General features: G+C 64.7%; 24 protein-coding genes, 1 tRNA gene and 2 pseudogenes. 12 read left to right on the forward strand and 15 right to left on the reverse strand.

Annotated elements, in window-relative coordinates; genetic code table 11:
* Positions 1–19: 19 nt before the first annotated feature.
* The 4 genes from OKW28_RS29040 to OKW28_RS29055 form a co-directional block, all read right to left on the reverse strand.
* A protein-coding gene (locus OKW28_RS29040; RefSeq protein WP_429450707.1) for an IS3 family transposase occupies positions 20–1,155 on the reverse strand; the annotation gives its coding sequence in 2 pieces (ribosomal slippage) (positions 20–891 and positions 891–1,155; 1,137 coding nt in all).
* Between the two features lie 427 nt (positions 1,156–1,582).
* Positions 1,583–3,058, reverse strand: a complete 1,476-nt coding sequence (locus OKW28_RS29045) for a DUF6538 domain-containing protein (protein ID WP_429450744.1) — start codon at positions 3,056–3,058, stop codon at positions 1,583–1,585.
* A gap of 171 nt (positions 3,059–3,229) precedes the next feature.
* On the reverse strand, positions 3,230–4,447 hold the full coding sequence (locus tag OKW28_RS29050) for a tyrosine-type recombinase/integrase (protein WP_429450746.1): 1,218 nt from the start codon (positions 4,445–4,447) through the stop codon (positions 3,230–3,232).
* Positions 4,448–4,630: 183 nt separating this feature from the next.
* Positions 4,631–4,715 (reverse strand) — tRNA-Leu (locus OKW28_RS29055).
* 144 nt (positions 4,716–4,859) lie between these two features.
* On the opposite strand from OKW28_RS29055, the gene OKW28_RS29060 reads away from it, so the two are divergent.
* The 9 genes and pseudogenes from OKW28_RS29060 to OKW28_RS29100 all read left to right on the forward strand — a co-directional run bounded on the left by OKW28_RS29060 (position 4,860) and on the right by OKW28_RS29100 (position 12,904).
* On the forward strand, positions 4,860–5,954 hold the full coding sequence (locus OKW28_RS29060) for a LacI family DNA-binding transcriptional regulator (protein ID WP_429450747.1): 1,095 nt from the start codon (positions 4,860–4,862) through the stop codon (positions 5,952–5,954).
* An 84-nt stretch (positions 5,955–6,038) separates the two neighbouring features.
* Entirely contained in the window at positions 6,039–7,121 is a 1,083-nt protein-coding gene (locus OKW28_RS29065) for an ABC transporter substrate-binding protein (RefSeq protein ID WP_429450749.1), read from the forward strand.
* Positions 7,118–7,942: an ABC transporter permease gene (locus OKW28_RS29070; RefSeq protein WP_429450751.1), complete on the forward strand. Its 825-nt coding sequence runs from the start codon at positions 7,118–7,120 to the stop codon at positions 7,940–7,942. The genes OKW28_RS29065 and OKW28_RS29070 overlap by 4 nt, the downstream gene beginning before the upstream one ends.
* A gap of 50 nt (positions 7,943–7,992) precedes the next feature.
* The gene (locus OKW28_RS29075) at positions 7,993–8,907 is read left to right on the forward strand and encodes an ABC transporter permease (RefSeq protein WP_429450753.1); all 915 of its coding nucleotides are present in this window, start codon (positions 7,993–7,995) and stop codon (positions 8,905–8,907) included.
* Entirely contained in the window at positions 8,904–9,950 is a 1,047-nt protein-coding gene (locus tag OKW28_RS29080; protein ID WP_429450755.1) for an ABC transporter ATP-binding protein, read from the forward strand. The genes OKW28_RS29075 and OKW28_RS29080 overlap by 4 nt, the downstream gene beginning before the upstream one ends.
* Before the next feature lie 57 nt (positions 9,951–10,007).
* Positions 10,008–10,832 (forward strand): phosphodiesterase, encoded by an 825-nt coding sequence (locus OKW28_RS29085; protein ID WP_429450757.1) that lies wholly within the window; start codon positions 10,008–10,010, stop codon positions 10,830–10,832.
* Between the two features lie 141 nt (positions 10,833–10,973).
* The gene (locus OKW28_RS29090) at positions 10,974–12,173 is read left to right on the forward strand and encodes an MFS transporter (protein ID WP_429450758.1); all 1,200 of its coding nucleotides are present in this window, start codon (positions 10,974–10,976) and stop codon (positions 12,171–12,173) included.
* A 147-nt stretch (positions 12,174–12,320) separates the two neighbouring features.
* A pseudogene (locus OKW28_RS29095) lies at positions 12,321–12,551 on the forward strand (STM2901 family protein); the annotation flags it as partial.
* A complete protein-coding gene (locus OKW28_RS29100; protein ID WP_429450759.1) occupies positions 12,551–12,904 on the forward strand; it encodes a DUF1493 family protein in 354 nt (117 codons plus the stop codon). The pseudogene OKW28_RS29095 and the gene OKW28_RS29100, both read left to right, overlap by 1 nt.
* A gap of 23 nt (positions 12,905–12,927) precedes the next feature.
* On the opposite strand, the gene OKW28_RS29105 is transcribed toward OKW28_RS29100, so the two are convergent.
* From OKW28_RS29105 to OKW28_RS29125, 5 genes are all read right to left on the reverse strand, one after another.
* The gene (locus tag OKW28_RS29105; RefSeq protein ID WP_090800917.1) at positions 12,928–13,359 is read right to left on the reverse strand and encodes a response regulator; all 432 of its coding nucleotides are present in this window, start codon (positions 13,357–13,359) and stop codon (positions 12,928–12,930) included.
* Between the two features lie 20 nt (positions 13,360–13,379).
* Positions 13,380–14,012: a response regulator gene (locus OKW28_RS29110; protein ID WP_429450761.1), complete on the reverse strand. Its 633-nt coding sequence runs from the start codon at positions 14,010–14,012 to the stop codon at positions 13,380–13,382.
* A 163-nt stretch (positions 14,013–14,175) separates the two neighbouring features.
* The gene (locus OKW28_RS29115; RefSeq protein ID WP_429450763.1) at positions 14,176–14,721 is read right to left on the reverse strand and encodes a ferritin-like domain-containing protein; all 546 of its coding nucleotides are present in this window, start codon (positions 14,719–14,721) and stop codon (positions 14,176–14,178) included.
* A gap of 208 nt (positions 14,722–14,929) precedes the next feature.
* On the reverse strand, positions 14,930–15,091 hold the full coding sequence (locus OKW28_RS29120; protein WP_012400904.1) for a DUF1328 domain-containing protein: 162 nt from the start codon (positions 15,089–15,091) through the stop codon (positions 14,930–14,932).
* Positions 15,092–15,184: 93 nt separating this feature from the next.
* Positions 15,185–15,361 carry a DUF1328 family protein gene (locus OKW28_RS29125; RefSeq protein ID WP_026225929.1) on the reverse strand — a complete coding sequence of 59 codons (177 nt, stop codon included), beginning with the start codon at positions 15,359–15,361 and terminating at the stop codon, positions 15,185–15,187.
* A gap of 24 nt (positions 15,362–15,385) precedes the next feature.
* Between OKW28_RS29125 and OKW28_RS29130 the strand changes: the two genes are divergently transcribed.
* The 3 genes and pseudogenes from OKW28_RS29130 to OKW28_RS29140 form a co-directional block, all read left to right on the forward strand.
* Positions 15,386–17,041: a sensor histidine kinase gene (locus tag OKW28_RS29130; RefSeq protein WP_429450765.1), complete on the forward strand. Its 1,656-nt coding sequence runs from the start codon at positions 15,386–15,388 to the stop codon at positions 17,039–17,041.
* A 218-nt stretch (positions 17,042–17,259) separates the two neighbouring features.
* On the forward strand, positions 17,260–17,397 hold the full coding sequence (locus OKW28_RS29135; protein WP_018421109.1) for an entericidin A/B family lipoprotein: 138 nt from the start codon (positions 17,260–17,262) through the stop codon (positions 17,395–17,397).
* 224 nt (positions 17,398–17,621) lie between these two features.
* A pseudogene (locus tag OKW28_RS29140) lies at positions 17,622–18,266 on the forward strand (FAD-dependent oxidoreductase); the annotation flags it as partial.
* A gap of 36 nt (positions 18,267–18,302) precedes the next feature.
* On the opposite strand, the gene OKW28_RS29145 reads toward OKW28_RS29140, so the two are convergent.
* The 6 genes from OKW28_RS29145 to OKW28_RS29170 all read right to left on the reverse strand — a co-directional run bounded on the left by OKW28_RS29145 (position 18,303) and on the right by OKW28_RS29170 (position 23,005).
* Positions 18,303–19,232, reverse strand: coding sequence for an EamA family transporter (locus OKW28_RS29145; RefSeq protein ID WP_429450766.1), 930 nt, complete (start codon positions 19,230–19,232; stop codon positions 18,303–18,305).
* A gap of 436 nt (positions 19,233–19,668) precedes the next feature.
* Complete coding sequence (locus tag OKW28_RS29150; protein ID WP_184022049.1) at positions 19,669–19,911, reverse strand: pentapeptide MXKDX repeat protein; 243 nt, start codon at positions 19,909–19,911, stop codon at positions 19,669–19,671.
* Positions 19,912–20,003: 92 nt separating this feature from the next.
* On the reverse strand, positions 20,004–20,807 hold the full coding sequence (locus tag OKW28_RS29155; RefSeq protein ID WP_429450768.1) for a molybdopterin-dependent oxidoreductase: 804 nt from the start codon (positions 20,805–20,807) through the stop codon (positions 20,004–20,006).
* Positions 20,808–20,878: 71 nt separating this feature from the next.
* Positions 20,879–21,523, reverse strand: a complete 645-nt coding sequence (locus OKW28_RS29160; RefSeq protein WP_429450770.1) for a cytochrome b/b6 domain-containing protein — start codon at positions 21,521–21,523, stop codon at positions 20,879–20,881.
* A gap of 48 nt (positions 21,524–21,571) precedes the next feature.
* Positions 21,572–22,435: a DUF1223 domain-containing protein gene (locus OKW28_RS29165; RefSeq protein WP_429450772.1), complete on the reverse strand. Its 864-nt coding sequence runs from the start codon at positions 22,433–22,435 to the stop codon at positions 21,572–21,574.
* Between the two features lie 111 nt (positions 22,436–22,546).
* A complete protein-coding gene (locus OKW28_RS29170; protein ID WP_429450773.1) occupies positions 22,547–23,005 on the reverse strand; it encodes a hypothetical protein in 459 nt (152 codons plus the stop codon).
* Between the last annotated feature and the right edge of the window lie 289 nt (positions 23,006–23,294).

Genomic DNA, 23,294 nt, shown 5'->3' on the forward strand with positions numbered 1-23,294 from the left:
AGTGGAACGTCCGGGGCAGTCATGCTGCCAATTTGATCGCAGGCAGTGTTGCGAAGTATGCCTCATCCGGCGTGCGGTCTTCCAGACTCGAATGAGGCCGTCTCTGGTTGTACAGATTGATGTAATCGCCGATTGAGCGCCGGGCGTGGCCTACCGATTCATAGGCTTTCAGATACACCTCTTCATATTTCACGCTTCGCCACACGCGCTCGACGAACACGTTGTCTCGCCAGGCACCTTTGCCGTCCATCGACAGGCGGATGCCCCGGCTGAGCACGGCCTCGGTGAACGCTATCGCGGTGAACTGGCTGCCCTGGTCGGTATTGACGATCTCAGGTTGCCCGTACTTCGCGAACGCTTCTTCCAACGCCTCGACAGCGTGCATCGCCTCCATCGTGATCGCTACGCGGTGGGCCAGTACCTTCCGGCTGGCCCAGTCCACCACGGCGGTCAGATACACGAAGCCGCGCGCCATCGGGATATAACTGGTATCCAGTGCCCAGACCTGGTTTGCCCGACTGATCGTCATGCCCCGTAGCAGATACGGCCAGATCTTGTGCTGCGCATTGCGTCGGCTCGTATTCGGCTTGCAATACAGCGCCTCGATACCCATGCGCTTCATCAGCGTGCGCACGTGCCGACGGCCAATCTCGTGTCCCTCGCGACGCAGCAGTCGCGCCAGCATCCGCGCTCCGGCAAACGGAAACTCCATGTGCAGTTCATCGATCCGGCGCATCAGCAACTGGTCTGCGTTGCTCACCGGTTGCGCCCGGTAATACACGCTCGATCTTGCGATACCAACGAGTCGCGCCTGCTGCGAGACCGGCAATGCGTGTGTACGATCGATCATCGCTTTGCGCTCAGCAATCCCGCCTTGTTGAGCGCGCCGCTTAAAAAATCGTTCTCCAGCGTGAGCTGGCCGATCTTCGCATGTAGCTCCTTCAAATCGACTTGCGGCTCGCTCGACGCCGTGCCGCCTGCGCCAAACACGTCGGCGGCACGTTCCTGCAACTGCCGCTTCCATTCGGTGATCTGGTTCGGGTGCACATCGAACTGCTGCGCTAATTCGGCTAGCGTCCGCTCGCCCTTGACCGCCGCCATCGCCACTTTCGCTTTGAACGCGGCTGAGTGCGTCCGTCGGGTTCTCTTCGTCATCTTCCTGGTTCCTTTGTCGGCATTATCGCCGGCTCAGGCCCCGAGCGTTCCACTTATCCGACTGTCCGAATTTGCGCGCCCACCTCTGCTGACCGGCGAGAATTGAGCTTGTGACACGCGGCCCGGACGGAGCGCCTTGGCGGACGCGGGTTTCCGGGCGTGAATTGCTGGCAGGTAACGTTAGAGAGCGCGAACGCGGGGCGATGAAGTCGCCTTGTGTCGCGCCGTTCATCTGTTGGCGCGGGCGTCAGCCGAGCGAGGCGAAGCCGACGCGAGCCGCGCAAGCTATTCGTCGTCGTCCGTTAGCCCACCGGGCGGGACCACGCCCCTGCATGGATGCTCGTACTCTGTCGGCTGCTGATCGTCTCCCGGCTGTGGCGGCGGACCATCGCCCTGCTGTGCATCCTGATTGTCAGGCTTTTGCATGTCATTCTCCCGAGTTTGACCACGGTTGAGGCAGAGTCATTCCGTGAATCCGATAGCGCTGCATGGCGTCCACAAGAGGCGCGAGCGGATACAGGGTCGCGCCGTAGCGTCTCCCCACCGATGCCGAGGCATGGCCGGTAATGGCGTCGCTGACTTCCTCTGTTACTCCTGCTTCTCGCATCGTGTGCTTCAGCAGGTGACGGAATGAGTGAAAGACCATTCGCGGGTCCGTGACGCCAAGCTTGCGAATCCACTTGCCGAACCACTTACCCCATAGTGCACCTTCACGCCCGTCCGTGTCTGCCTTGAGCATGGGGAATAGACGTGGGCCGCCGATCGACTGCGCGTACGTGATGAAACCAAGCGCGATCAGATCGGGATGGATGGGCAAGCGGCGGCGTGAGGTGGCTGTCTTGACGCCCTGCCCTGCGCCTTCGTCCGTGATTCGAATAGTCCAGCACGAGCGCCGCGCGCCTTGCGCGTCCGTGTACGGTGTCTCGCTGACATCGGCGGGCGATAGTTGCGCGAGTTCTTCGAGCCGAGCGCCAGTGTAGAGAGCAAGCAGCGGAAGCCAATACGACGCTTCGCCAGCACCACCCGCTGGCCGCGCATGTTCTGTGTAGACGGGCGAGCCGAAGATTAGCTTGAGGGCCGCGACATCGAACGGCAGGCGGGCCGCCTTCGCATTCGAGCGTGCGCCGACCTTCACGCCTTTAGCTGGATTCGATGCAAGCCAGCCCTGATCGTGGGCGTACGAGAGCACCGTCGAGAGCATGGTGAGAATTTTGTCCGTGTTCACGGCTGTCTGGCCGGATGACAGCAGCGCATCCTTGAAGCTGACGACGTGGGTGCGCTCGATAGACGCGACCAGGACGGGGCCAACCATCTCACGGAAGCGGCGCGCGCAGCGTTCGGCAATCTGCACGGTGCGGGCTTGGGGCTGGCGTTCCCTGGCCCATGCGTCGATGACATCGGGCAACAGGCGACCGGACGTGTTACGCGGGGACTTGGCGGGCTTCGAGATGCGCGCTGAAGTGTTGGATGGAGTATCGGCAGGCGGTGCGATGCCCGCGAGCTTATGGGCTTCACGCAGCACGGCAGCTTGGCGCGCGGCATCATCTTCGAAGCGCTCGCGCTCCTCCTCCTCAACGCCTTCGTCCTTAACGTACCTGAAGTAATACTCGCGGTCCTCCTCAGCAGCGCGCTCGCGGTCTTCCGCTTCACGCTTGCGGACGGTCGTCCGTGCTGTCTCAGAGGCGTGTGTGATGGCGTGCTTGGCTTGGGAAGCTGCGCGAAGCGCCGACCATTCGGCGTCTAGGCGGACGCCTTCGAGTCGGCAACGTGTAATGGCTTCAGCACGGTCGCTGGTACGGAGTGCTTTAGTGATCTCGGATTTACCGAGGATCGAGACGAGATCGAGCGGGACTCGACGGCGAATGTAGTAACGAGAACCGCGCTTTATCAGGTGGGTACACATAGCTGAATTCTACTCGCTGTGTAGCATCCACACGGACCCGGACCCGCGCCACATAAGACTTTGCTGGTGAAACCCTTATCCAGCAAGGAGGGGAATTGGTCGGGGCGAGAGGATTTGAACCTCCGACCACCTGCACCCCATACTGTCGCTCGAACTTACACCGATTCGGAGTCAGCCTGCCACGCCACCAATACGAATTATCTTTGCGCCCGCCTTCAGCTTGTCTAGATAGTCCGCCCACAACTGCATCATCACTCGGCGCTCCCTGATGAACTTAGTCCGGTTATACGCCGAGCCAAGATTGTCCGGTACGGCATGTGCGAGTTGGTGCTCGATCACCTCTGGTTTCTGCTCCAGTTCCTCGTGCAGGATGGTACGGGCCATCGCGCGAAAACCGTGGCCGGTAATTTCCGTTCGGGTGTCGTAACCCAGTCGTCTGAGTGCGGCATTTATCGCCGCTTCGCTCATTGGACGCAACGTCGAACGAGCGCCGGGAAAAACAAAACGCCCTTTACCGGTCAGTGCCTGCAACTCTCGCAGGAGAGCCACAGCTTGGGTTGCAAGTGGCACCAAATGTTGAGTCCGCGTCTTTGTCACTAGATAGCGCCACTCCCCCTTATCCAGGTCGAATTGCACCCACTCGGCCCGGCGAAGCTCGCCAGGCCGCACGAACAGCATCGGCGCAAGCTTGAGCGCGCAGAGCACGGGAAACGTCCCCGAGAAGCCATCGAAGGCCCTGAGCATTTCCGCCACCTTCGCGGGTTCGGTCAGCGCAGCAAAGTGCTTTTCTATTGGAGGCGGAATCGCCCCGATCAGGTCTTTTGCCGGATCGCTTTTTGCCTTGCCTTCCTTGATCGCATATCGGAAAACGCGGCTGATTTCACTGCGTACCCGGTGCGCTGAATATCGCGCACCCCTACTATCGATCCGCTTGAGCACCACCAGAATCTCGGGCGCGTCGACCTCGGTGATAGGACGCTTGCCCAGCCAGGGGAATACGTCATTTTGCAGACGGGCGAGTGTCTTTTCGTGCTGACCGATCTGCACAACCGACTTGCGCTCCTCCAGCCAGTCGCGGGCTACACCCTCAAATGAATTGTTGGCGTTGAGCCTTGCGGCGCGCTTATCAGCCTTTTTTACGTCGCTCGGGTCGATCCCGGCCGCCAGTTGTTCACGCGCCGCACTTCGCTTCCTGCGCGCTGCCGCGAGCGATACGTCAGGGTACACACCTAGCGCTAAACGTCGTTCTCTACCACCGAATCGGTATTTGAGGCGCCAGTATTTCCCTCCCGACGGCGCAATCTCCAGATACATCCCGCCACCGTCAGTCAGTCGATAGGCCCTCTCGCGAGGGGCTGCGCTACGCACAGCAATGTCAGTCAGGGGCATGAAGACCTCCTGGGGGCATTTTTTGCAAGGACGTCGGCTACTCACCAACATTCCCCCTAAGATGTCCCCACATGCCCCCGGATGTCAATGGAACTCCGCGAATTTTCTGGAAAACAAAAAACCCTCGAAGCATTGCTGCATCAAGGGTTCAAGGAATTTACAGGAATCAGGTGGAATACTTCTTGGTGCCGGGGACCGGACTTGAACCGGCAAGCCCGAAGGCGGCGGATTTTAAGTCCGCTATGTTTACCAATTTCATCACCCCGGCAGAGGTGGCAATCGCGCGTGGTCGCGAATTCTACCATCGCCCCGCGGCCGCCCCAAAAAAGCGCCCGACACCCGCATTCATCCCCAAGTCACAAACGTTGCCGATAATCCGCTCACGAAAACGATTACAGCGGGCCGAAAACCGATGACGCCGACGATCAAGGATGTCGCCGCCCACGCGGGCTTTTCCATCGCCACGGTATCGCGCGCGATCAACGCGCCGCACACCGTGAACCCCGTCACGCTCGACAAGGTACGTCAGTCGATCGACGCGCTGAACTTCCGCCCGAGCCCGCTCGGCCGGCAATTGCGCGGCGAGCGCACGCGCCTCGTCGGCGTCGTCCTGCCGACGCTCGCGAACCCGGTGTTCGCCGAATGCCTGCAAGGCATCGACGATCTCGCGTCAGCGCAAGGCTATCGGCTGATGCTGATGACCACGCAGTACGACGTGGACCGTGAACGTCACGCAATCGAAACTCTGCGCGAGCATCGCGTCGAAGGACTGATCCTGACCGTCGCCGATGCCGATACCCATCCGCTGCTCGACGAACTCGACCGCGACGGCCTGCTATACGTACTGATGCACAACGACACGGTGCGCCGCCCGTCGGTGTCGGTCGACAATCGCCTCGCCGCCTACGACGGCGTGCGCCGGCTCATCGCGCACGGCCATCGCCGCATCCTGATGCTGGCCGGCTCGTTCGCGGCGTCGGATCGCGCGCGTCAGCGTCATCTCGGCTACACGCAGGCGATGCAGCAGGCCGGCCTCACGGCCGCGCCCGCGCTCGAAGTCGATTTCAACGCCGACGAACTCGCGCCGTCCGTGCTCGCGCACCTGACGCACGGCGCAAACCGTCCGACCGCCCTCTTCTGCAGCAACGATCTGCTCGCGATGGTCGTGATGCGCGGCCTGCGTCGCGCGCGTCTGAGGATTCCGCAGGACATGTCGATTCTCGGCTTCGACGGCCTCGCAATGGGCGAACTGCTGTCGCCGGCGCTCGCGAGCATCTGCGCGCCGAATCGCGAAATCGGCTGTGCGGCGTGGCAGCGCTTGCTCGCACGCATCGGCGGCGCGCGCGACGAGCGCGCCTTCTGCGCAACCTCGCGCGCGTTGACGCTGCCGCACAGCTTGCGCGAAGGCGCGACGATCGCGGCGCTCGGGTCGCCCGCGAATCTCGACGGAGCGTCGCCGACCCACGTCCCGAGCGCTGCGGCCGCCATCGAAAAGCCGCTCGCATAAGAAGCCCAATGAAGGCACGCGCATACGCGCGCCCTGGCTGTCATCCCCAACCCGCGCAACCCATCCGACACAGGGAGACCCGCAGTGCCCCGCTCAACCTCACGCTTCGCATCCTCGCTCATACCGCTGTGGCAGAAACTCGCGCGCGCCGCCGCGACCGCACTGCCGGCGAGCCTGCTCGTCGCCGGCGCGGCGCTCGTCGCGCTCGCGCCGCAAGCCGCGCGCGCCGACGAAACCGCGATCTGCTACAACTGCCCGCCCGAATGGGCCGACTGGGCGAGCCAGATCAAGGCGATCCAGCAAAAGACCGGCATTCGCGTCCCGTTCGACAACAAGAACTCAGGACAATCGATCGCGCAGCTGATGGCCGAGCAGAAAAGCCCGGTCGCCGACGTCGTGTATCTCGGCGTATCGTCGGCGTTCCAGGCCAAGGACAAGGGCGTGATCCAGCCATACAAGCCTGCGCACTGGGACGACATTCCCGCCGGCCTGAAAGACCCACAAGGCTACTGGTTCACGATCCACTCGGGCACGCTCGGTTTCTTCGTCAACAAGGACGCGCTCGAAGGCAAGCCGGTGCCGCGCTCGTGGGCCGATCTGCTGAAGCCCGAATACAAAGGCATGATCGGTTATCTCGATCCGTCGAGCGCGTTCGTCGGCTATGCGGGCGCGGTCGCGGTGAACCAGGCGCTCGGCGGCACGCTCGACAACTTCGAGCCGGGTCTCGACTGGTTCAGAAAGCTCAGGGCGAACGCGCCGATCGTGCCGAAGCAAACCGCGTACGCGCGCGTGCTGTCCGGCGAAATTCCGATCCTGCTCGACTACGACTTCGACGCGTACCGCGCGAAGTATAAGGATCACGCGAACGTCGAGTTCGTGATTCCGCAGGAAGGCACGATCTCGGTGCCGTACGTGATGAGTCTCGTGAAGGGCGCGCCGCACGAAACGAACGGCAAGAAGGTGCTCGATTTCGTGCTGTCCGACGAAGGCCAGAAGCTGTGGGCGCAGGCGTATCTGCGGCCGGTGCGCGCGAGCGCGATGAACGCCCAGACCGCCGCGCAGTTCCTCCCCGCCAGCGAATACGCGCGCGCGAAGCCGGTCGACTTCGCGAAGATGGCCGACAAGCAGTCGAGCTTCGGCGAGCGCTATCTACAGGTGATGCATTGAACGACGTCACGTTCCCGCTGCGCTGGCGCATCGCGTTGCTCGCGCCCGCGCTCGCGGTCTTCATCGCGTTCTGGCTGCTGCCGATGGTCGCGCTCGCGCAGCTCTCCGGCGGCGGCCATGCGTTCGCGACCTATCGCGCAATGCTGACGAATGCGCGTTACATGTCGAGCCTTGGCGCGACCGTCGTACTGTCGGCGGGGGTCACGGCGGCCACGCTGGTGCTGTCGGTGATCGCGGGGCTGCTGCTCGCGCGTCGAGAGTTCGCCGGCAAGCGCACGCTGCTCGCGCTGCTGACGTTTCCGCTCGCGTTTCCGGGCGTCGTCGTGGGCTTCATGGTCATCATGCTCGCCGGACGTCAGGGGTTGATCGGCGCGCTGTCGCTGAAACTCGCGGGCGATCGCTGGGTGTTCGCGTATTCGATGAGCGGCCTGTTTCTGGGCTATCTGTACTTCTCGATTCCGCGCGTGATCGTCACCGTGATGGCATCGGCGACCAAGCTCGACGCATCGCTCGAAGAGGCCGCGCGCTCGCTCGGCGCATCGCCGTGGCGCATCATGCGCGACATCGTGTTGCCGGCGCTGTCGCCCGGACTGATCGCGGCGGGCGCCGTGTGCTTCGCGACCGCGATGGGCGCGTTCGGCACGGCGTTCACGCTCGCCACCGACATCGACGTGCTGCCGATGACCATCTATACCGAGTTCACGCTGAACGCGAACATGGTGACGGCCGCGGGCCTGTCGATCGTGCTGGGCATCGTCACGTGGGCAGTGCTGGCGATCGCGCGCAGCGCGAGCGGTTCGGGCGTGGCGGCGAGCGCGTGAACGGCGCGTCGCCGGAGCCGCGCGTTCGCGAACGCAACGACTACCTACCTATGAACTCAATCACCGCCCCTTCGCCGTCTTCGCAACCGGCAGCGCGACCGCGCGCGCGACGCGCGTGGCCTTCCACGCGAACATGGCTCGCCGCGGGTCAATGGTTCGTCACACTGCTGCTGTGCGCGTTCCTGATCGTGCCGGTCGTCATGTCGATCGTCGCCGGGCTGACGGTCAACTACTTCAAGGGTGTGTCGAGCGGACTCACGCTGCGCTGGCTCGTCGAAGTGTGGACCCAGTATCACGACTCGGTGTGGCTGTCGCTCGAAGTGGCCGCGGCGACGCTCGTCGTCACGCTGCTGACCGGCGTGCCCGCGGGCTATGTGCTCGCGCGCAGCAAGACGCGCTTCGCACGCATCGTCGAAGAGTTTCTGGTGCTGCCGATCGCGCTGCCCGGCCTCGCATCGGCACTCGCGCTGCTGGTGATCTACGGCGGCTTCACGGCGTTTCGGATGAGCGCGGCATTCATCGTCGTCGGGCATGTGGTGTTCACGCTACCGTTCATGGTGCGCGCGGTCGCGGCGGTCTGCGCGAGCAGCGATCTGCGCACGCTCGAAGAAGGCGCGGCGAGCCTCGGCGCGAGCTTCTTCCCGCGCTTCGTCACGATCGTGCTGCCGAACGCGCGGCCAGGCATCGTCGCGGGCGCGCTCGCGGTGCTCACGCTGTCGATCGGCGAATTCAACCTCACGTGGATGCTGCACACGCCCGACACGAAGACGCTGCCGGTCGGCCTCGCCGACACCTACGCGTCGATGCGCATCGAGATCGGCAGCGCGTACACGATCCTGTTCTTCATCATGACGATGCCGCTGCTCGTCGCGATGCAATGGCTCGGCGTCGATGCGACCGGCCAGCGCAGCGCGTCGAAGAAGCGCGGCGCCGCCTCTTCCTCGAAGCCCATCGACACGCCATGAAACTGACCTCGGTTCCCATCACGCTCACGCAGTGCGCCAAAACGTTTCGCGGCACGCGCGTGCTCGAACCGCTCGACCTGACGATCGGCGCGGGCGAAACCCTCGTGCTGCTCGGACCGTCGGGCTGCGGCAAAACGACGACGCTGCGCCTGATCGCGGGCCTCGAAACACCTGACGCGGGCGGCCGCATCGCATTCGGCGACGACGAAGTGACCACGCTGCCGATCGAAAAACGCGCGGTCGGCATGGTGTTCCAGAGCTACGCGCTGTTTCCGAACCTGACCGTGCGCGGCAACATCGGCTACGGTCTGAAGATCAAACGCGTGCCGGCCGCAGTCGCGCGACAACGCGTCGACGAACTGCTCGGCATGATGCGGCTCATCGCGCACGCCGACAAACCGATCGATCAACTGTCGGGCGGCCAGCGTCAACGTGTGGCGCTCGCCCGCGCACTCGCGGTGCAGCCGCGCGTGCTGCTGCTCGACGAACCGCTGACCGCGCTCGACGCGCGTCTGCGCGACGCATTGCGCAGCGAGATGAACGCGCTGTTGCGCGAACTCGGCATCACGACCGTCTACGTGACGCACGATCAGGCCGAAGCAATGGAGCTTGGCGATCGCATCGTCGTGATGAGCGCGGGACGCATCGAGCAGATCGGTTCGCCGCGCGACATCTACTATCGTCCGGCCAATCGCACGGTCGCGCAGTTCGTCGGCACGATCAACCGCGTCGCGGGCGAGCCGCGCGACGGCATGCTGGCGACGAGCGGCGGCGCCGTGCCGTTGCCCGCGCATGCGTCGAACGCACGCAGCGCGCACGAAATCTTCTTTCGCCCCGAGGATGCTCGGCTCACCGACCCCGCGCTCGCGCAGCTGCGCGGCCAGATCGAAAGCACCGCGTTCCTCGGCGAACGCACGCGTCTGACGATTGGCGGTGCCGCGCCCGAGCCGCTCTTCGTCGACGTCGCGGGCCGCATCGAGCTTGCGCGCGGCACGCCGGTCGGCATCTCGATCGAGCCGGACGCACTGATTGCGCTATCGTAGGTAAAAACAGCGCCGCATCCTGGCGCCCGACCCGAAGCAACCCGAAGGACCTCTGTCATGCTGCTGGCTCAAATTAGCGACCTGCATATCAAGCAACCCGGCGCACTCGCGTATCGCCGCGTCGATACCGCCCCCTACCTCGCGCGCTGCGTCGACGCGCTCAACGCGCTCACACCGCGCCCCGACGCGGTGTTGATCACCGGCGACCTCGTCGATCAGGGCGACCCCCAGCAGTACGCGCGCCTGAAAACACTGCTCGCGCCGCTCGCGATCCCCTACTTCCTGATGGTCGGCAATCACGACGAACGCCACGCGCTGCGCGCGGCGTTTCCCGAGCGCGAGGAATTGCTGAGCGGCGGCGAGTTCGTGCAGTACGCGCTCGACGTCGGCCCGCTGCGCGTGATCGCGCTCGATTCGCTGGTGCCCGGTTCGAGCGCCGGCATGCTGTGCGACACGCGGCTCGCGTGGCTCGAGCGGCAGCTCGATGCGGCGCGCGGCAAGCCGGTCGTGGTCGCGCTGCATCACCCGCCGTTCGCGTGCGGCATCGGGCATATGGACGAGATCCGGCTCGACCGGGCGGCGTCGCACAAGCTCGCGGCGTTGATCGCACAGCATCCCAACGTCGAGCGCGTGCTCTGCGGGCACGTGCATCGGTCGATGTTCGTGCGCTTCGGCGGCACGATCGCGAGCGCGATTCCAGCGCCCGCGCACCAGGTGGCGCTCGATTTTCGCGAGGACGGACCGTCGGCGTTCGTGATGGAGCCGCCCGCGTATGCGCTCCATTACTACGATCCGGCGACGGGCATCGTCACGCATCATGCGTATGTCGACCCGGCCGACGGCCCGTATCCGTTCTACGACGCTGGCGCGTTGATCGACTGAACCGCCGGACACGCTTCGCAACTGCCTGATACCGGCTGCGCGGGCGAGCCTCGCGCGGCCGTCAGCACGAACCCCGCCGCTCCGGTATGATCGGCACGCTTGAGGACCGCGCATGGGCCGGTCCGTCGATCCGCCCCTGTCATGTCCACTTCCGACGCTTCCGCTTCCGCTTCCTCCGCCCGGTCGTTGCGCGGCGTGTTGCTGCTGCTCGCGACGATCGCCGGTGTCTCGGTCGCAAACATCTATTTCAACCAGCCGCTGCTCGGTAACTTCCGCCAGTCGTTTCCGGGCAGCGCGTCATGGGTCGGCGCGGTGCCGGCCGTCACGCAGCTCGGCTACGCCGCCGGCATGCTGTTGCTCGCGCCGCTCGGCGATCGCTTCGACCGGCGTCTGTTGATCCTGCTGCAGATCGCCGGCATGTGCGTCGCGCTCGTCATTGCGGCGTCGGCACCGACGCTCGCGGTGCTGATCGTCACGAGTCTCGCGATCGGCGTGCTCGCGACGATCGCGCAACAGGCGGTGCCGTTCGCGGCCGAACTCGCGCCGCCGTCCGAGCGCGGCCACGCGGTCGGCACCGTGATGAGCGGCCTGCTGCTCGGCATCCTGCTCGCCCGGACCGCGGCGGGCATCGTCGCCGAATACTTCGGCTGGCGCGCGGTGTTTGGCGCATCCGTCGTCGCGCTGCTCGCACTCGCGGTCGTCATCATTTTGCGTTTGCCGAAGAGTCAGCCGACCTCGACGTTGCCGTACGGCAAGCTGCTCGTGTCGATGTGGCACCTGGTAACCGAGCATCGCGCGCTGCGCGAGGCATCGCTGACCGGTGCGGCGTTGTTCGGCGCGTTCAGCATTTTCTGGTCGGTGCTCGCGCTGCTGCTCGCGGGCGCGCCGTTTCATCTCGGGCCGCAGGCGGCAGGGCTGTTCGGTATCGTCGGCGCGGCCGGCGCGCTGGCCGCGCCGCTCGCGGGCAAGTTCGCCGACCGGCGTGGACCGCGCGCCATCATCACCATGTCGCTCGTGCTGGTCGTGATCGCGTTCGTGATCTTCGGTGCGTCGGCGAAGAGCATCGCGGGACTCGTGGTCGGCGTGATCATTCTCGACATCGGCGTGCAGGCCGCGCAGATTTCGAATCAGTCGCGCATCTACGCCTTGAAGCCCGATGCGCGCAGCCGCGTGAATACCGTGTACATGGTTGCGTATTTCATCGGCGGGGCGCTGGGCTCGGGTGTCGGCGCGATCGTGTGGCCGGTGTTCGGGTGGGTCGGCGTAACTATCGCGGGGATCGCGTTTGCCGGGCTCGGCGCGTGGAATCATTTGCGGTTGCCGGCGCGGGCTGGGCATTGATATCAGGCTGACCAGAGCCGGATAAGAACCGTCTTGTCGATTTGCCACCGCTGGGGGCAGCCTGGCAACGCCTGTCGCATTCCGTCGCGCGGAATCATCCTGCGCCCATTTCATAATTCGTCGTTACTGGATAGCTTAACGGACTAGTTTGGCACGAGTCGAAGACTTGAGCCATTTTTCATAGACGTGTTAAGCGTCGTCCCCAGCCCGATCAAGTCTGAACTACTGCGCGTGAAGTTGACGAGCCATCTGGGCGTATTCGTCGGTCGAGCAATTCCCGGAGTGGGGTGGATAATCACCGCATCTGACGTGGCAATAATCGGCTACAAGACGGTTAATGCATATAACCGCCTGGTGAAACCGGAGGATCGTCTGTAATGAACGACGTATGGCTCGATCTCGCTCGGTTCATCCGCGAAATGCGCACTCCCGCCGGGCTGCCTCTCGACGACAAGCTGACCCGTGACATGGATCTGTATCACGATCTGGATTGGGAGCCGGCGAAAATCGTCGAGGTGATGCAGGCATGGGCTGACCGCTTCCACGTGGACCTGCGCGATTTCGACGTCGCTTACCACGTTCCATCCGCCAACATGCGAAAGCGCGACATCGTCGGGGCCGCGTTGAAGTCCCCGTTCAGTTCCAGCGCGCGAGAATCACTCGGCGGACGTTCGCTTACCCTTGGGATGCTCGAAGAAGCGATGAAGCGCGGAGCGTGGAAACAGGACTAGAAACGCCAACTACGGTCGAGTCGTTACACTCCCCCACCCCTCCCCAACGCATACTCATGCAGCGCATCGAGCACGCGATCGAACTCGAACGATTTGTCGTAAAAGTGTCGCACGCCATACTGCTCGCAGCGCTCGCGGTACGCGGGCAACGCGTGATTGGTCAGCACCGCCGCGAACATCGAATCGATCAGCCCCTCGCGCTGCAGATACGCGAGCACCGGCACGCCCGAGCCCAGCTTCAGCTGCAAATCGACGATCACCGCGTCGAACGCTTCGTCGCCGAGCAGCGCGATCGCCTGATCGGCGGAATCGGCATAAGCGGCCACGCGCAGCAGGCCCGACGCATCGATCGCCTCCACGAGGCTGCGGCGGATCAGCGGCGAATCCTCGATCAGCAGCACGCGCAACGGCGCGCGGCTGGCTGACTCGGTAGCGGGGTTCGGTTCGCTGTTCATCGGAATATCTCGATCGTCCGTCATTCGATCAGGCCATTTTTGATCGCGTAATACGTGAGGTCCGCGTTGTTCGCGAGACGCATCTTCTCGAGCACCCGCGCGCGATACGTGCTCACCGTTTTGACCGACAGATGCAGCTCTTCAGCAATCTCGGTCGGCAACTGGCCGGCCGCGAGCTTGCAGAAGATCTGGAATTCGCGCTCCGACAGCGCTTCATGCGGACGCCCGGCGGCAGGCTTGTCGAGATTGTCGGCAAGCGTATCGGCGACCGCCTCCGACAGATAGCGATGCCCGCGCGCGACCGAGCGGATCGCGCGCACGATTTCTTCCGGCTCGCAGTCCTTGTTCAGATAGCCGTTCGCGCCCGCGCGCAGCAGATTGATCGCGTACTGGCTCTCGGGATAGCCCGATAGAATCAGCACGCCCTGCTCGGGACGCACCTGCTTGATCACACGCAACGTATCGATGCCGTTCTTGTCCGGCATCGCGATGTCGAGCAGCACGACGTCGAATGCCTGCTCGCGCACGAGGCTGATCGCTTCCTCGCCGGTGGCGGCCTCGGCGGCGACGCACATGTCCGGCTCGTCGGCGACGAACTGTCTGAAACCACCTCGAACGATCGCATGATCGTCAGCTATCAGCACTCGAATCATCGGTTGGGTTCCGTGCAAAGGGAGTCGCTCCGATGCGGACATTGTAATGATCCGGGGCCACGGCTGAACGCGGAATGCGAGGGCGGCATCGCACCGCAGCCGCCGGCATTCCCGAGTTCGCCCGCGACCCGGTCCTTCGACGCTTCCCTTGTCGCCTGGTGCGCTACTCGCGCCCCGCGAGCAGATCCGCCATATCGTCGGCATGCTCTTCTTCGACCGCGAGAATCTCCTCGAACAGCCGGCGCGTGGTCACGTCCTTCTCGCCGAGATACCGTACGATCTCGCGGTACGTGTCGATCGCGATGCGCTCCGCGATCAGGTTCTCGCAAATCATGTCGGTCAGATCGGTACCTTCCTTGTATTCCGAATGCGCGCGTGCCTTGATGCCGTCCGGCGCGAAATCCGGTTCGCCGCCAAGCTGCACGATGCGCTCGGCGATGCGATCGGCGTGCTCCTGCTCTTCGGTTGCGTGCTCGGCGAATTCCGTCGCGACCGCTTCGGAATTGATGCCCTTCGCCATGAAGTAATGGCGCTTGTAGCGCAGCGTGCAGACGATCTCGGTGGCGAGCGCGTCGTTGAGCAGCTTGAGCACCGTCTCGCGATTCGCGCCATAGCTCTGCGTGACCGGACCATCCGACATATGCTTGCGCGCGTCCTCGCGGATCTTCTTGATGTCCATCACGAACGTGTCGCCAGATTGCTTCGCCATCGAACTTCTCCTTTATCCGGTACTGGGGGAATCGCGCATCAGCACGAATCGCGCCTGATGCGCCGAGGGTGGAATGACGGCGCGCTTCGAACGCGGGCGCCTCGATCGGGGGTTCAAACGCCGCGCGTTCACGCGCCTTGTTGACTACCTGTTCCTACATTGCGTACTTCGCTGCCTACCTCATGTTGCGTTCATCCGGCTCGCGCGGCTAGGTTCGAAACACGCCGAGCAGCAACGTGACCACGAACACGACGAGGAAGATGTAGAACAGGATCTTCGCGATTTCGGCCGCGCCGGCCGCGATGCCGGTAAAGCCGAACACGGCTGCGATGATCGCAATCACGAAGAAGACGAGAGCATAGTGAAGCATGGCATTTCTCCCTTTTGTTGGCCTTCCAATCGACTACCAGCAAATCGCTCGCCTGCTGTGAGGGCGCGGCTTGCCGCCACTGCGATGGCCGCGCTAATCGATCGTTTTCTTCGTCACGACGAAGCCCAGCACGAGGAACACCACGCACAGCACGACAAAGACGAAGAACAGGAACTTCGCGATCGCCGCCGCGCCGGCGGCGATGCCGGTGAAGCCGAGAAGACCGGCGATCACCGCGACGATCGCGAAGAATAGTGCCCACTTCAACATGATGGCTTCCTCCCGAAACATTGCATGAACGATCGGGTCCATGCTATCGATGCGCGGCGCCGCGCGCATTCCGACGCTCGCCGTTTTTCGTGTGAGAATCCGCTTACATTGGATTACGACGACATTACGCGCGCGGCTTCGCGCGATGCCGGAGTCGATGCCGGAGTCGATGCCCTCTTTCTGGAGCCGAAAGTGTCGAATCTGCAGAACCCGCCGGAACAACCTGGCGCGCGCGCCACGGTGCGGCTCGCCGACTGGATGCGCAACCGCAGCTGGGCGATCGCGATGACGGCGGCGATCGTGATCACGGTGGGAGGCCTCGTGATTCTGGAGACCGCGCGTCAGCGCATCACCGCCGAGTATGAAACCGCGCTTGAAGCGCGCGACGTCACCGTGCGACTGAGCACACTCGCGAGCGATCTGTCGCGCCTCACCGCGCAACAAAACCAGTTTCTTGTGACGAAGGACGACGCATCCGCCCACGCGTTCTGCGCGAGCGCCGCGCGCATCCGCGACACCACGCAGCAGTTGGACCACTTCTATCGCGGCGGCCACGCGGACAGCGCGGAACTCGCGAGCTTCACGCAGATTCTCGCTCTGATCGACGCGCGCATCGGCGCGGGCGCCGCCGCGATGCAGCACGCCGCGCCGCATCCGCTCGATCTCGGCGCATGCGGGCCCGCGAGCGACGTCAACCCGGCGGACGCGTCGCTGATCGACAGTACGCTCGCGCTGCTGCGCGACAATGAGGAGCGCCGCGCTCAGCACGCGCTGGCCGCGAGCCGCGCCGACCAGCGGCTGTCGACGCTGTGCGCGGCGGGTCTGTCGGCGCTGAACATCGTGCTGTTCATTCTGCTGTTTCGCAATCTCGGCATCCAGATCGACCGGCAGGCGCGCGCGCAGCGTCAGTTGATCACGCAGCAGGAGGAACTCGACCAGCTCGTCAACGAGCGCACGCGGCAGCTCGAAGCGCTCGGCTGGCATCTGCAGGCGGTCAGCGAAAACGAAAAGACCCAGCTCGCGCGCGAGTTGCACGACGAACTCGGCGCGATTCTGACCGCATGCCGGATGGACGTCGCATGGGCGCGCCGCAAGCTGAAGGACAGCGAGCCGGACATCGCCGACAAGCTGCAGCGCGCGCTCGCCAATCTCGACCAGGGCATCGCCTTGAAGCGGCGCATCATCGAGGACATGCGGCCGACCGTGCTGGCCAATTTCGGGCTCGTTACCGCGCTGCGCACGCTCGCCGACGAAGCCGCGCAGCGCAACAACTGGACGCTCGAGCTGCACCTGCCCGCCGATGATATCCAGCTCGACGAGCAGACCGAAATCGCGCTGTTTCGGGTCGCGCAGGAATCGCTGACGAACGCCGCCAAGTACGCGCGGGCCTCGAAGGTCGGAATCGCATTGCGGGTCGGCGACGGCGAGGTCGCGCTGCATATCGCGGACAACGGCGTCGGTATCATGCCGGCCGACCTGAAGCGCACACATACGCACGGCCTGCTCGGCATGCGTCAGCGCGTGGCCGCGCATGGCGGGCGCTTCGACATCCGCCGTGGCGCGCAAAACGGCACCGACATCGACGTCGTGATGCCGAGCGCGAGCGCCGCGACGCCTTCGGTCGATCAGCCGCCGACGTCGCCGGCCACGCCGCCCACTTCGTCGCAAAGCCCCGTCTGACAGATGCTCGCCGCAGCGCCCCCAAGCCGTTGTAGGAGTGCGCCGACGCAAACACCGGAGCACGCCTACAACAAAATCGCGGCACGGCCGACAGCGCCGCCCCCGCCCTTTTTTTACCATGCAATCAGGCCGGTTCGAAACCGGATCGAGACCTGATCGACTGGCATGGCCCCGGTCGGACGACATCAACCGATGCATTCTCGACAAGGAGAAGTTTCATGACTCGACTGATCGCTTTGCTTGTGCTCGCAGGAACCGCCATGCTTGTCACCGGCTGCAACACGATGGCGGGCGCTGGCGAGGATATTTCGAAGGGCGGCCACGCCATCACGAACGAGGCGGATAAGGCGAAATAAGCCGGCACATGGCAGCAGGATTTGCAAAGCCCGTCGCGGGATGCCGCGGCGGGCTTTCTTTTCGTGAATGATCGCGTGCTGGCTGGCACTCGACGCGACGCGTTTTCAGAACGCGATGAAACGGCACGGCGACCCACCCTCGCGGATCGCCGTGCCGTCCCCCCGGCGCGCGGTGTATCGTTCGTGCGGCCCCCACTTACACGGTCCCTGCATGTCTTGCCAACGTCGCGACCGGCATCGTGCCGCGGCGGCCGGCGATTGCCGGCATCGATGGGCCCAACGTGCTGTCGTATGTCGACGTGCTGCGCGGTGCGCCGGTCGGCGCGCGCGTCGCCGTGATCGGCGCGGGCGGCATCGGCTTCGACGTCAGCGAGTATCTGCTGCATCGCGTGGGCGAGCCGTTGCCGGTGCCTCGCGATACATGGCTCGACGAATGGGGCGTCGACCTCGCGGTGCGCGAGCGCGGCGGCCTGAAGCCGCCTGTTGCCGCGCAACCGGTGCGGCAGATCTGGCTATTGCAGCGCAAGGCCGGCAAGCTCGGCGCGGACCTCGGCAAGACGTCGGGCTGGGTGCATCGCGCGACGCTCGCGCGCAACGGCGTGCAAATGTTCGGCGGCGTCGAGTATCGGGAGATCAGCGCGCGCGGTCTCAGAATCGCGCGAGACGGTGCCGACGCATGGCTCGACGTCGATACGATCGTCGTGTGCGCGGGGCAGGAGTCGTTGCGCGAGCTGTTGCCGTCGACGGTCGACGGCAACCACGGCAGCGGCGGCCCGCGTTTTCATGTGATCGGCGGCGCGAAGCTCGCGACCGAGCTCGATGCGAAGCGCGCGATCCGCGAGGGCGCGGAGCTGGCGGCAAGGCTTTGATAGCGGGCGCGCGGTTCGACGAGAACCGCGCCGCTATCAGGCGCTGCGCTTCTTTCGGTAATCGAACCAGAAAGACATGCCGACGCTGATCAGAATCACGATCGTCGCGATTACCGTCGAGCGGGTGACCGGCTCGCCGAGCAGCAGCGCGCCCAGCGCGACCGCGACGACCGGATTCACATACATGCAGCTGCTCGCGATGATCGGGCTCGTGTGGCGAATCAGATAACCGTAGGCGACGTACGCCGCCATCGTCCCAATCAACATCAGATACAGGAACGCGGCGAGAGGCAGAAAATGCAGCTCGAGCATCCGCTCGCCCGACGCCCACGCGACCAGCGTCGAGATCGCGCCGCCGAGGCCGATCTGCAGCGAGGTCGACAGAAACAGGTCCGACGGCAGCTTCAGCTGCCCGGCCAGATGCGCGCCGCCGGCCCAGAACAGTGCGCCGCACAGAATCGCGAGACTGCCGCCCGTCGAGCCCGGCGTGCTGTCGCCGTGACTCAGAATCACGATGCCGGCGAGCCCCAGCCCGACCGCGAACCATTCGCCGCGGCCGATCTTGCGTCCGGCGACGGCCGCGATCACGGTCGCGAACAGCGGCACGGTCGCGACCATCACGGCCGCGGTGCCGGTGCCGACCGTGCGCATGCCGTAGGCGAGCATGCCGCTCGACAGACCCACCAGCATCGTGCCGACGAGGCCCGCGTTGCGGATTTCGGCGAAGCTCGGCCAGATCGGCTTGCGGCGCGCGGCGAACACGAACAGACCGATGCCGGCGAACAGGTTGCGCAAGCCCGACATCAGCAGCGGCGGGAACGAGCCGAGCGCGACGTGCACGCCGAGGTACGTCGAGCCCCACACCAGATAAACGACGGCAAGCGCGAGCACGATCCGCCCGTTGCGCGACTGCGGCAGGCGCGGCGGCCAGCCACGCGGAGAAAAAGCTGAACGTTGCAGCGACATGCTTCAGCCCGCCGTCGCCACTCGACCCGCGCGATGCGCTCGATGCCCGCGAGGCGCCGAGCCTGCGTCGATACCTTTCGGGCGGGATGGCGGGCACCGCATCGGCGATGCGGTCGGACGGGCGAGGCTGGCGGACATGTCGGTGGAACGGTAAGACGATGGGCGGCGCCGGAAGCGCCAGAAACGGCGGTGGCGGCCGCGTCGGTCAAAACGACGCGATGCAACGCGGCCGCGCTGCGCGGCGGCAAGGTTGGCAAAGCCGCGGCGCGCACCGCATTATGCAGTAAGCGCCGAGAACGCCACGCGACAGAATCGTAACTTTTTGGTTTCCCGCAACAGAAAAGCCGGGGACGCATCCCCGGCTTGCGGTCAGTGTCGGATCCTTTCGATGCGCGGCCGCGCATCGGCAGGATCGCTAAGCACGCTCGGCGCCGACTCAGTTGCCCATCGCGCCCGACGCCTCGTGCTTCATCGCGTCGCCGCCCTTTTTCATCGAGTCGTGCTTCATCGTGTCCTTTTTCGTGCCGTCCTTCGACATGCTGTCTTTGGACATCGAATCTTTCGACATCGCATTCTTCGACATCTCATCGTTGGACATCGCGCCGCTCGCCTGCGCGAAGGCCGTGCCGCCGCTTGCCAGCATCAACAACGCGATCGTGGTAACTGCAATCTTCTTCATGGGATGACTCCTTGGTGGTGGATGAATCGAAGCCGGCGAGAGCCGGCGTGCTTCCGAAGCCGCTGCCGCAAGCGCGCGTGCGCCCGCATGCGTCAGGAGCCTCCGAACCAGTTGTAGCCCTGGTCGACCCAATAGCCGCCGGGATACGTGTTGGTGACGAATATTTCGACGATGTGCTTCGGATTCTTGTAGCCGAGCTTGGTGGGCATGCGCAGCTTCATCGGGTAGCCGTATTTCGCGGGCAGCCGTTCGCCGTCGTAGGAAAACGTCAGCAGCGTTTGCGGATGCAAAGCGGTCGGCATGTCGATGCTTTCGAAGTAGTCGTCCGCGCATTTGAAGCCGACGTACTTCGCCGTCGTGTCCGCGCCGACGCGCCGCAGAAAATCGCCGAATGGCGTGCCGCCCCAGCGGCCGATCGCGCTCCAGCCTTCGACGCAGATATGTCGCGTGATCTGCTCCGCGTGAGGCAGCGCGTACAGCTCGGGCAGCGTCCACACGCGCTGGCCGGTCACGAGGCCGCTCAGCTTCAATTGATAATCTGAGCCGTCGACGTGCGGCACCTCGTCGATGCCGTAGTACGCGTTGAATGGAAACGGCCGCGTGATCTGCGCTTCGGTGTAGGTCGGCGCGAGCTGCTTCGGATCGAACAGCGCGGCCTGCGCGCGATCGTTCAGCCGCGACACGGCGGTGAGAAAACGGTTCACGGAAGCGTCGTCGGTCAGCGAGCAGCCGGTCAGCATCGACAGGCCGCCGAGCGTCAAGAGCTGCTTGCCGAACAGGCGTCGCGACGGCATCGCCAGTTCGCGCTTCGCATCGAGCAGGATCGATGCGCGGTCGAGCTTGTGGCTCACACGCTGCGTGGTTTGGTCGGCTGGATTTTCGATCGGCTTGTTCATGATTCGGTATCCGTAGGGAATTCGCGTTGCGGTTTTCATGAGCGTGAGCATGCGCGTGGGTAGCCGCGGGCTCAACGTCCGCGCAACATCGCGAGCAACGAGCGCGGCACGAGCGCGACCATCGCCAGATGCACGGCGAGAAACGCGGCCAGCAGCGACATCGCGCTGAAGTGCACGATGCGCGCGTTGTCGTAGCCGCCCATCAGTTCGCGCAGCAGCGGAAACTGCACCGACTTCCAGATCGCGAGCCCCGATAGCACGAGCACGATCAGATCGGCGATCGCGAAAAGGTAGGCGAATTTCTGCACCGCGTTGTAGACGCGCAGATCGCCATGCGAAAGCTTCCCGCGCAACGCGGCGACGAAATCGCGCAGTACCGCGCGCGGCGTCAGCGGCAGGAACTTGCGCACGAAGCGCCCGCTCGCGAGATTCAGCGCGACATACACGAGGCCGTTGAACACCAGCAGCCACATCGCCGCGAAGTGCCATTGCAGAGCGCCGCCGAGCCAGCCGCCCAGCGTGATCGCGGTCGGGAAGGTGAACGCCGGAAAGATCGGCGACGCGTCGTAGATGCGCCAGCCCGACAGCATCATCACGATCGCGGCGAGCGCATTCAGCCAATGCGTGATGCGCAGCCACAGCGGGTGAATGACGCCGCGCTTCGGCGCGGTGGGCGCGGCGGGTGCGCTGGGGCGCAAGGCGTGGGGTGTGGACATGGGGCTCTCCTCGAGCAGCGGTAGTGAGTACGGCGCGCGCGAGGTCGATCAACGGCACGCGGGAAGGTCGGTCGCTTGTAGCACGTCGCCGCTCGCGTCGCTTTCGACGAACGCGACCACGCCGAAGCGGTCGGCGGCGTTGGCGCTCGGATCGGCTTGCGCATCGACGCTCGCAGCGTGTACATCGATGTCCTGATGAATCCGCGCGTGACCGGAGACGAGCGGCACCGGCCCGAACCAGGCGCGCACGACGCGCTCGTGATGCAGCGTCGCGCCGCGGTTTTCGCCCGCGCCGACCTGCGTCGTCAGCGCGTTCTCATAGATCGCGAGATAGGCGCTCAACGCACCCGCGGCGGCGGCTGCCGTCGTGCTGAACTGCGCATCGACATCGAACGCGCCGGGCGCACGCGGGCTCAGCGCAAGTGCGACGCTCGCCTGGGCGGGTTCGGCGACGAGCTCGTCGATGCGGCGCTCGAAACTGTCGCGTTGCGACCAGTCGCGCAGCTCGCGGCCCGCGACGAACACTTCCGGCGTATAGAGCGTGTGCGCGCCCGCGAGACGCGTCAGCGTTTGCTGACGTTCGGTGAAGCGATGCTGGGAAAAGCGGTCGGTCCAGCCGAGGCTGTTCCAGTAGTCGACGTGCAGCGCGAGCGGCACGATGCCGTGCGCGGCACCGTCGCCTTTCCATTGACTGAGCCAGCGGTCGGCGGGCGGGCAGCTATCGCAGCCCTCGCTGCTGTAGAGCTCGACGAGCGCGACGCGGTGCGCGGGGCTGTGCGTGGCGCATAGGGGCCCGGCCGCGTCGGCCGCACTGATGCCAGAACCGCTCAGCAGAAAAAGCGCGAGGCCGACGGCGGGCGTCGAAAAAGTCGTAAAGCGCTGAAGTATCGAGCGATTGTGCGCGGTCGACATGACGTGCTCCGATCGTAATCTGCACGTTTGTCGAGCCGCGCGGCCGGTTATGACAAGCCTCTTTTAATTTTTTTCCGGCGTGGGATGAGCCAGCCAAAGCTCGCCCGCGACTCAGTCGTAACTGACCACCACCATCACGCGCGTATCCGTATCGGTGCGCTTCGCGTTCAGCGACAGCACGCCGCCCGCGCGATCGACCGCGTAGTGGCCGTCGCGGGCCGTCGCGACGCGCCCGGTGCCATCGACGAACCGCGCCGCCACCAGATCGCGCGACTGCGTGCCGCCGTTCACTTCGAGCGCGACATCGGCCCCGCTGACGACGCCCGGCGGCGCGCTGAACGTCACCGTGCGCGAGAAGCGCTGACCCGCGACGCTCGCGCTACCGACGGCGACGCCAGGGGGCGCCGTATCCACGCTGATCTGCATCGGCGGTGCAACGATCATCCCCTCGAACCGGATCACGCCGCCCGTCACCGTCGATGCCGCCGGCGCCGCCAGCGGCGCGGCAAGCAATGCCACCACCGCGACTGTGCGACCGAACGTTCGCCACCGCCTGCTTTCCGCTTTCATGTGCACCTCTTTGTCAATCGGCGCGAGTCGCCTCGCGCCATTCACGCGCCATCCCGCGAATCGCTTCGCTGGAGTGCGGCGTTCGCTGCACTTTGTTTAACGGCAATCCTCTGACTGGCTTGAACGCAATGCGGACCTCACCGCTTTCTTCTCGCACCGCACAAAAACGGTCAATCGACGGGCGCGACGTCGCAAACGGAGCTGCGTGAGACAGCGTGCTAACATCAAACTTTCGTCTCTCTGCTGCCGCGCGGCCTCACGCTTTGTCGCCCGGCACCTCTCGATCGCT

This window comes from Paraburkholderia sp. 40 (assembly GCF_050434105.1).
GTDB classification, from domain to species: domain Bacteria; phylum Pseudomonadota; class Gammaproteobacteria; order Burkholderiales; family Burkholderiaceae; genus Paraburkholderia; species Paraburkholderia tuberum.

Bases quoted from the DNA above. Each gene is read 5' to 3' on its own strand.
- OKW28_RS29045 (WP_429450744.1), bottom strand. From the start codon at position 3,058: ATGTGTACCCACCTGATAAAGCGCGGTTCTCGTTACTACATTCGCCGT.
- OKW28_RS29085 (WP_429450757.1), top strand. From the start codon at position 10,008: ATGCTGCTGGCTCAAATTAGCGACCTGCATATCAAGCAACCCGGCGCA.
- OKW28_RS29150 (WP_184022049.1), bottom strand. From the start codon at position 19,911: ATGAAGAAGATTGCAGTTACCACGATCGCGTTGTTGATGCTGGCAAGC.
- OKW28_RS29160 (WP_429450770.1), bottom strand. From the start codon at position 21,523: ATGTCCACACCCCACGCCTTGCGCCCCAGCGCACCCGCCGCGCCCACC.
- OKW28_RS29060 (WP_429450747.1), top strand. From the start codon at position 4,860: ATGACGCCGACGATCAAGGATGTCGCCGCCCACGCGGGCTTTTCCATC.
- OKW28_RS29125 (WP_026225929.1), bottom strand. From the start codon at position 15,361: ATGTTGAAGTGGGCACTATTCTTCGCGATCGTCGCGGTGATCGCCGGT.
- OKW28_RS29075 (WP_429450753.1), top strand. From the start codon at position 7,993: ATGAACTCAATCACCGCCCCTTCGCCGTCTTCGCAACCGGCAGCGCGA.
- OKW28_RS29080 (WP_429450755.1), top strand. From the start codon at position 8,904: ATGAAACTGACCTCGGTTCCCATCACGCTCACGCAGTGCGCCAAAACG.
- OKW28_RS29120 (WP_012400904.1), bottom strand. From the start codon at position 15,091: ATGCTTCACTATGCTCTCGTCTTCTTCGTGATTGCGATCATCGCAGCC.
- OKW28_RS29105 (WP_090800917.1), bottom strand. From the start codon at position 13,359: ATGAACAGCGAACCGAACCCCGCTACCGAGTCAGCCAGCCGCGCGCCG.
- OKW28_RS29170 (WP_429450773.1), bottom strand. From the start codon at position 23,005: ATGAAAGCGGAAAGCAGGCGGTGGCGAACGTTCGGTCGCACAGTCGCG.
- OKW28_RS29135 (WP_018421109.1), top strand. From the start codon at position 17,260: ATGACTCGACTGATCGCTTTGCTTGTGCTCGCAGGAACCGCCATGCTT.
- OKW28_RS29115 (WP_429450763.1), bottom strand. From the start codon at position 14,721: ATGGCGAAGCAATCTGGCGACACGTTCGTGATGGACATCAAGAAGATC.
- OKW28_RS29050 (WP_429450746.1), bottom strand. From the start codon at position 4,447: ATGCCCCTGACTGACATTGCTGTGCGTAGCGCAGCCCCTCGCGAGAGG.
- OKW28_RS29100 (WP_429450759.1), top strand. From the start codon at position 12,551: ATGAACGACGTATGGCTCGATCTCGCTCGGTTCATCCGCGAAATGCGC.
- OKW28_RS29155 (WP_429450768.1), bottom strand. From the start codon at position 20,807: ATGAACAAGCCGATCGAAAATCCAGCCGACCAAACCACGCAGCGTGTG.
- OKW28_RS29110 (WP_429450761.1), bottom strand. From the start codon at position 14,012: ATGATTCGAGTGCTGATAGCTGACGATCATGCGATCGTTCGAGGTGGT.
- OKW28_RS29165 (WP_429450772.1), bottom strand. From the start codon at position 22,435: ATGTCGACCGCGCACAATCGCTCGATACTTCAGCGCTTTACGACTTTT.
- OKW28_RS29090 (WP_429450758.1), top strand. From the start codon at position 10,974: ATGTCCACTTCCGACGCTTCCGCTTCCGCTTCCTCCGCCCGGTCGTTG.
- OKW28_RS29130 (WP_429450765.1), top strand. From the start codon at position 15,386: ATGAACGATCGGGTCCATGCTATCGATGCGCGGCGCCGCGCGCATTCC.
- OKW28_RS29145 (WP_429450766.1), bottom strand. From the start codon at position 19,232: ATGTCGCTGCAACGTTCAGCTTTTTCTCCGCGTGGCTGGCCGCCGCGC.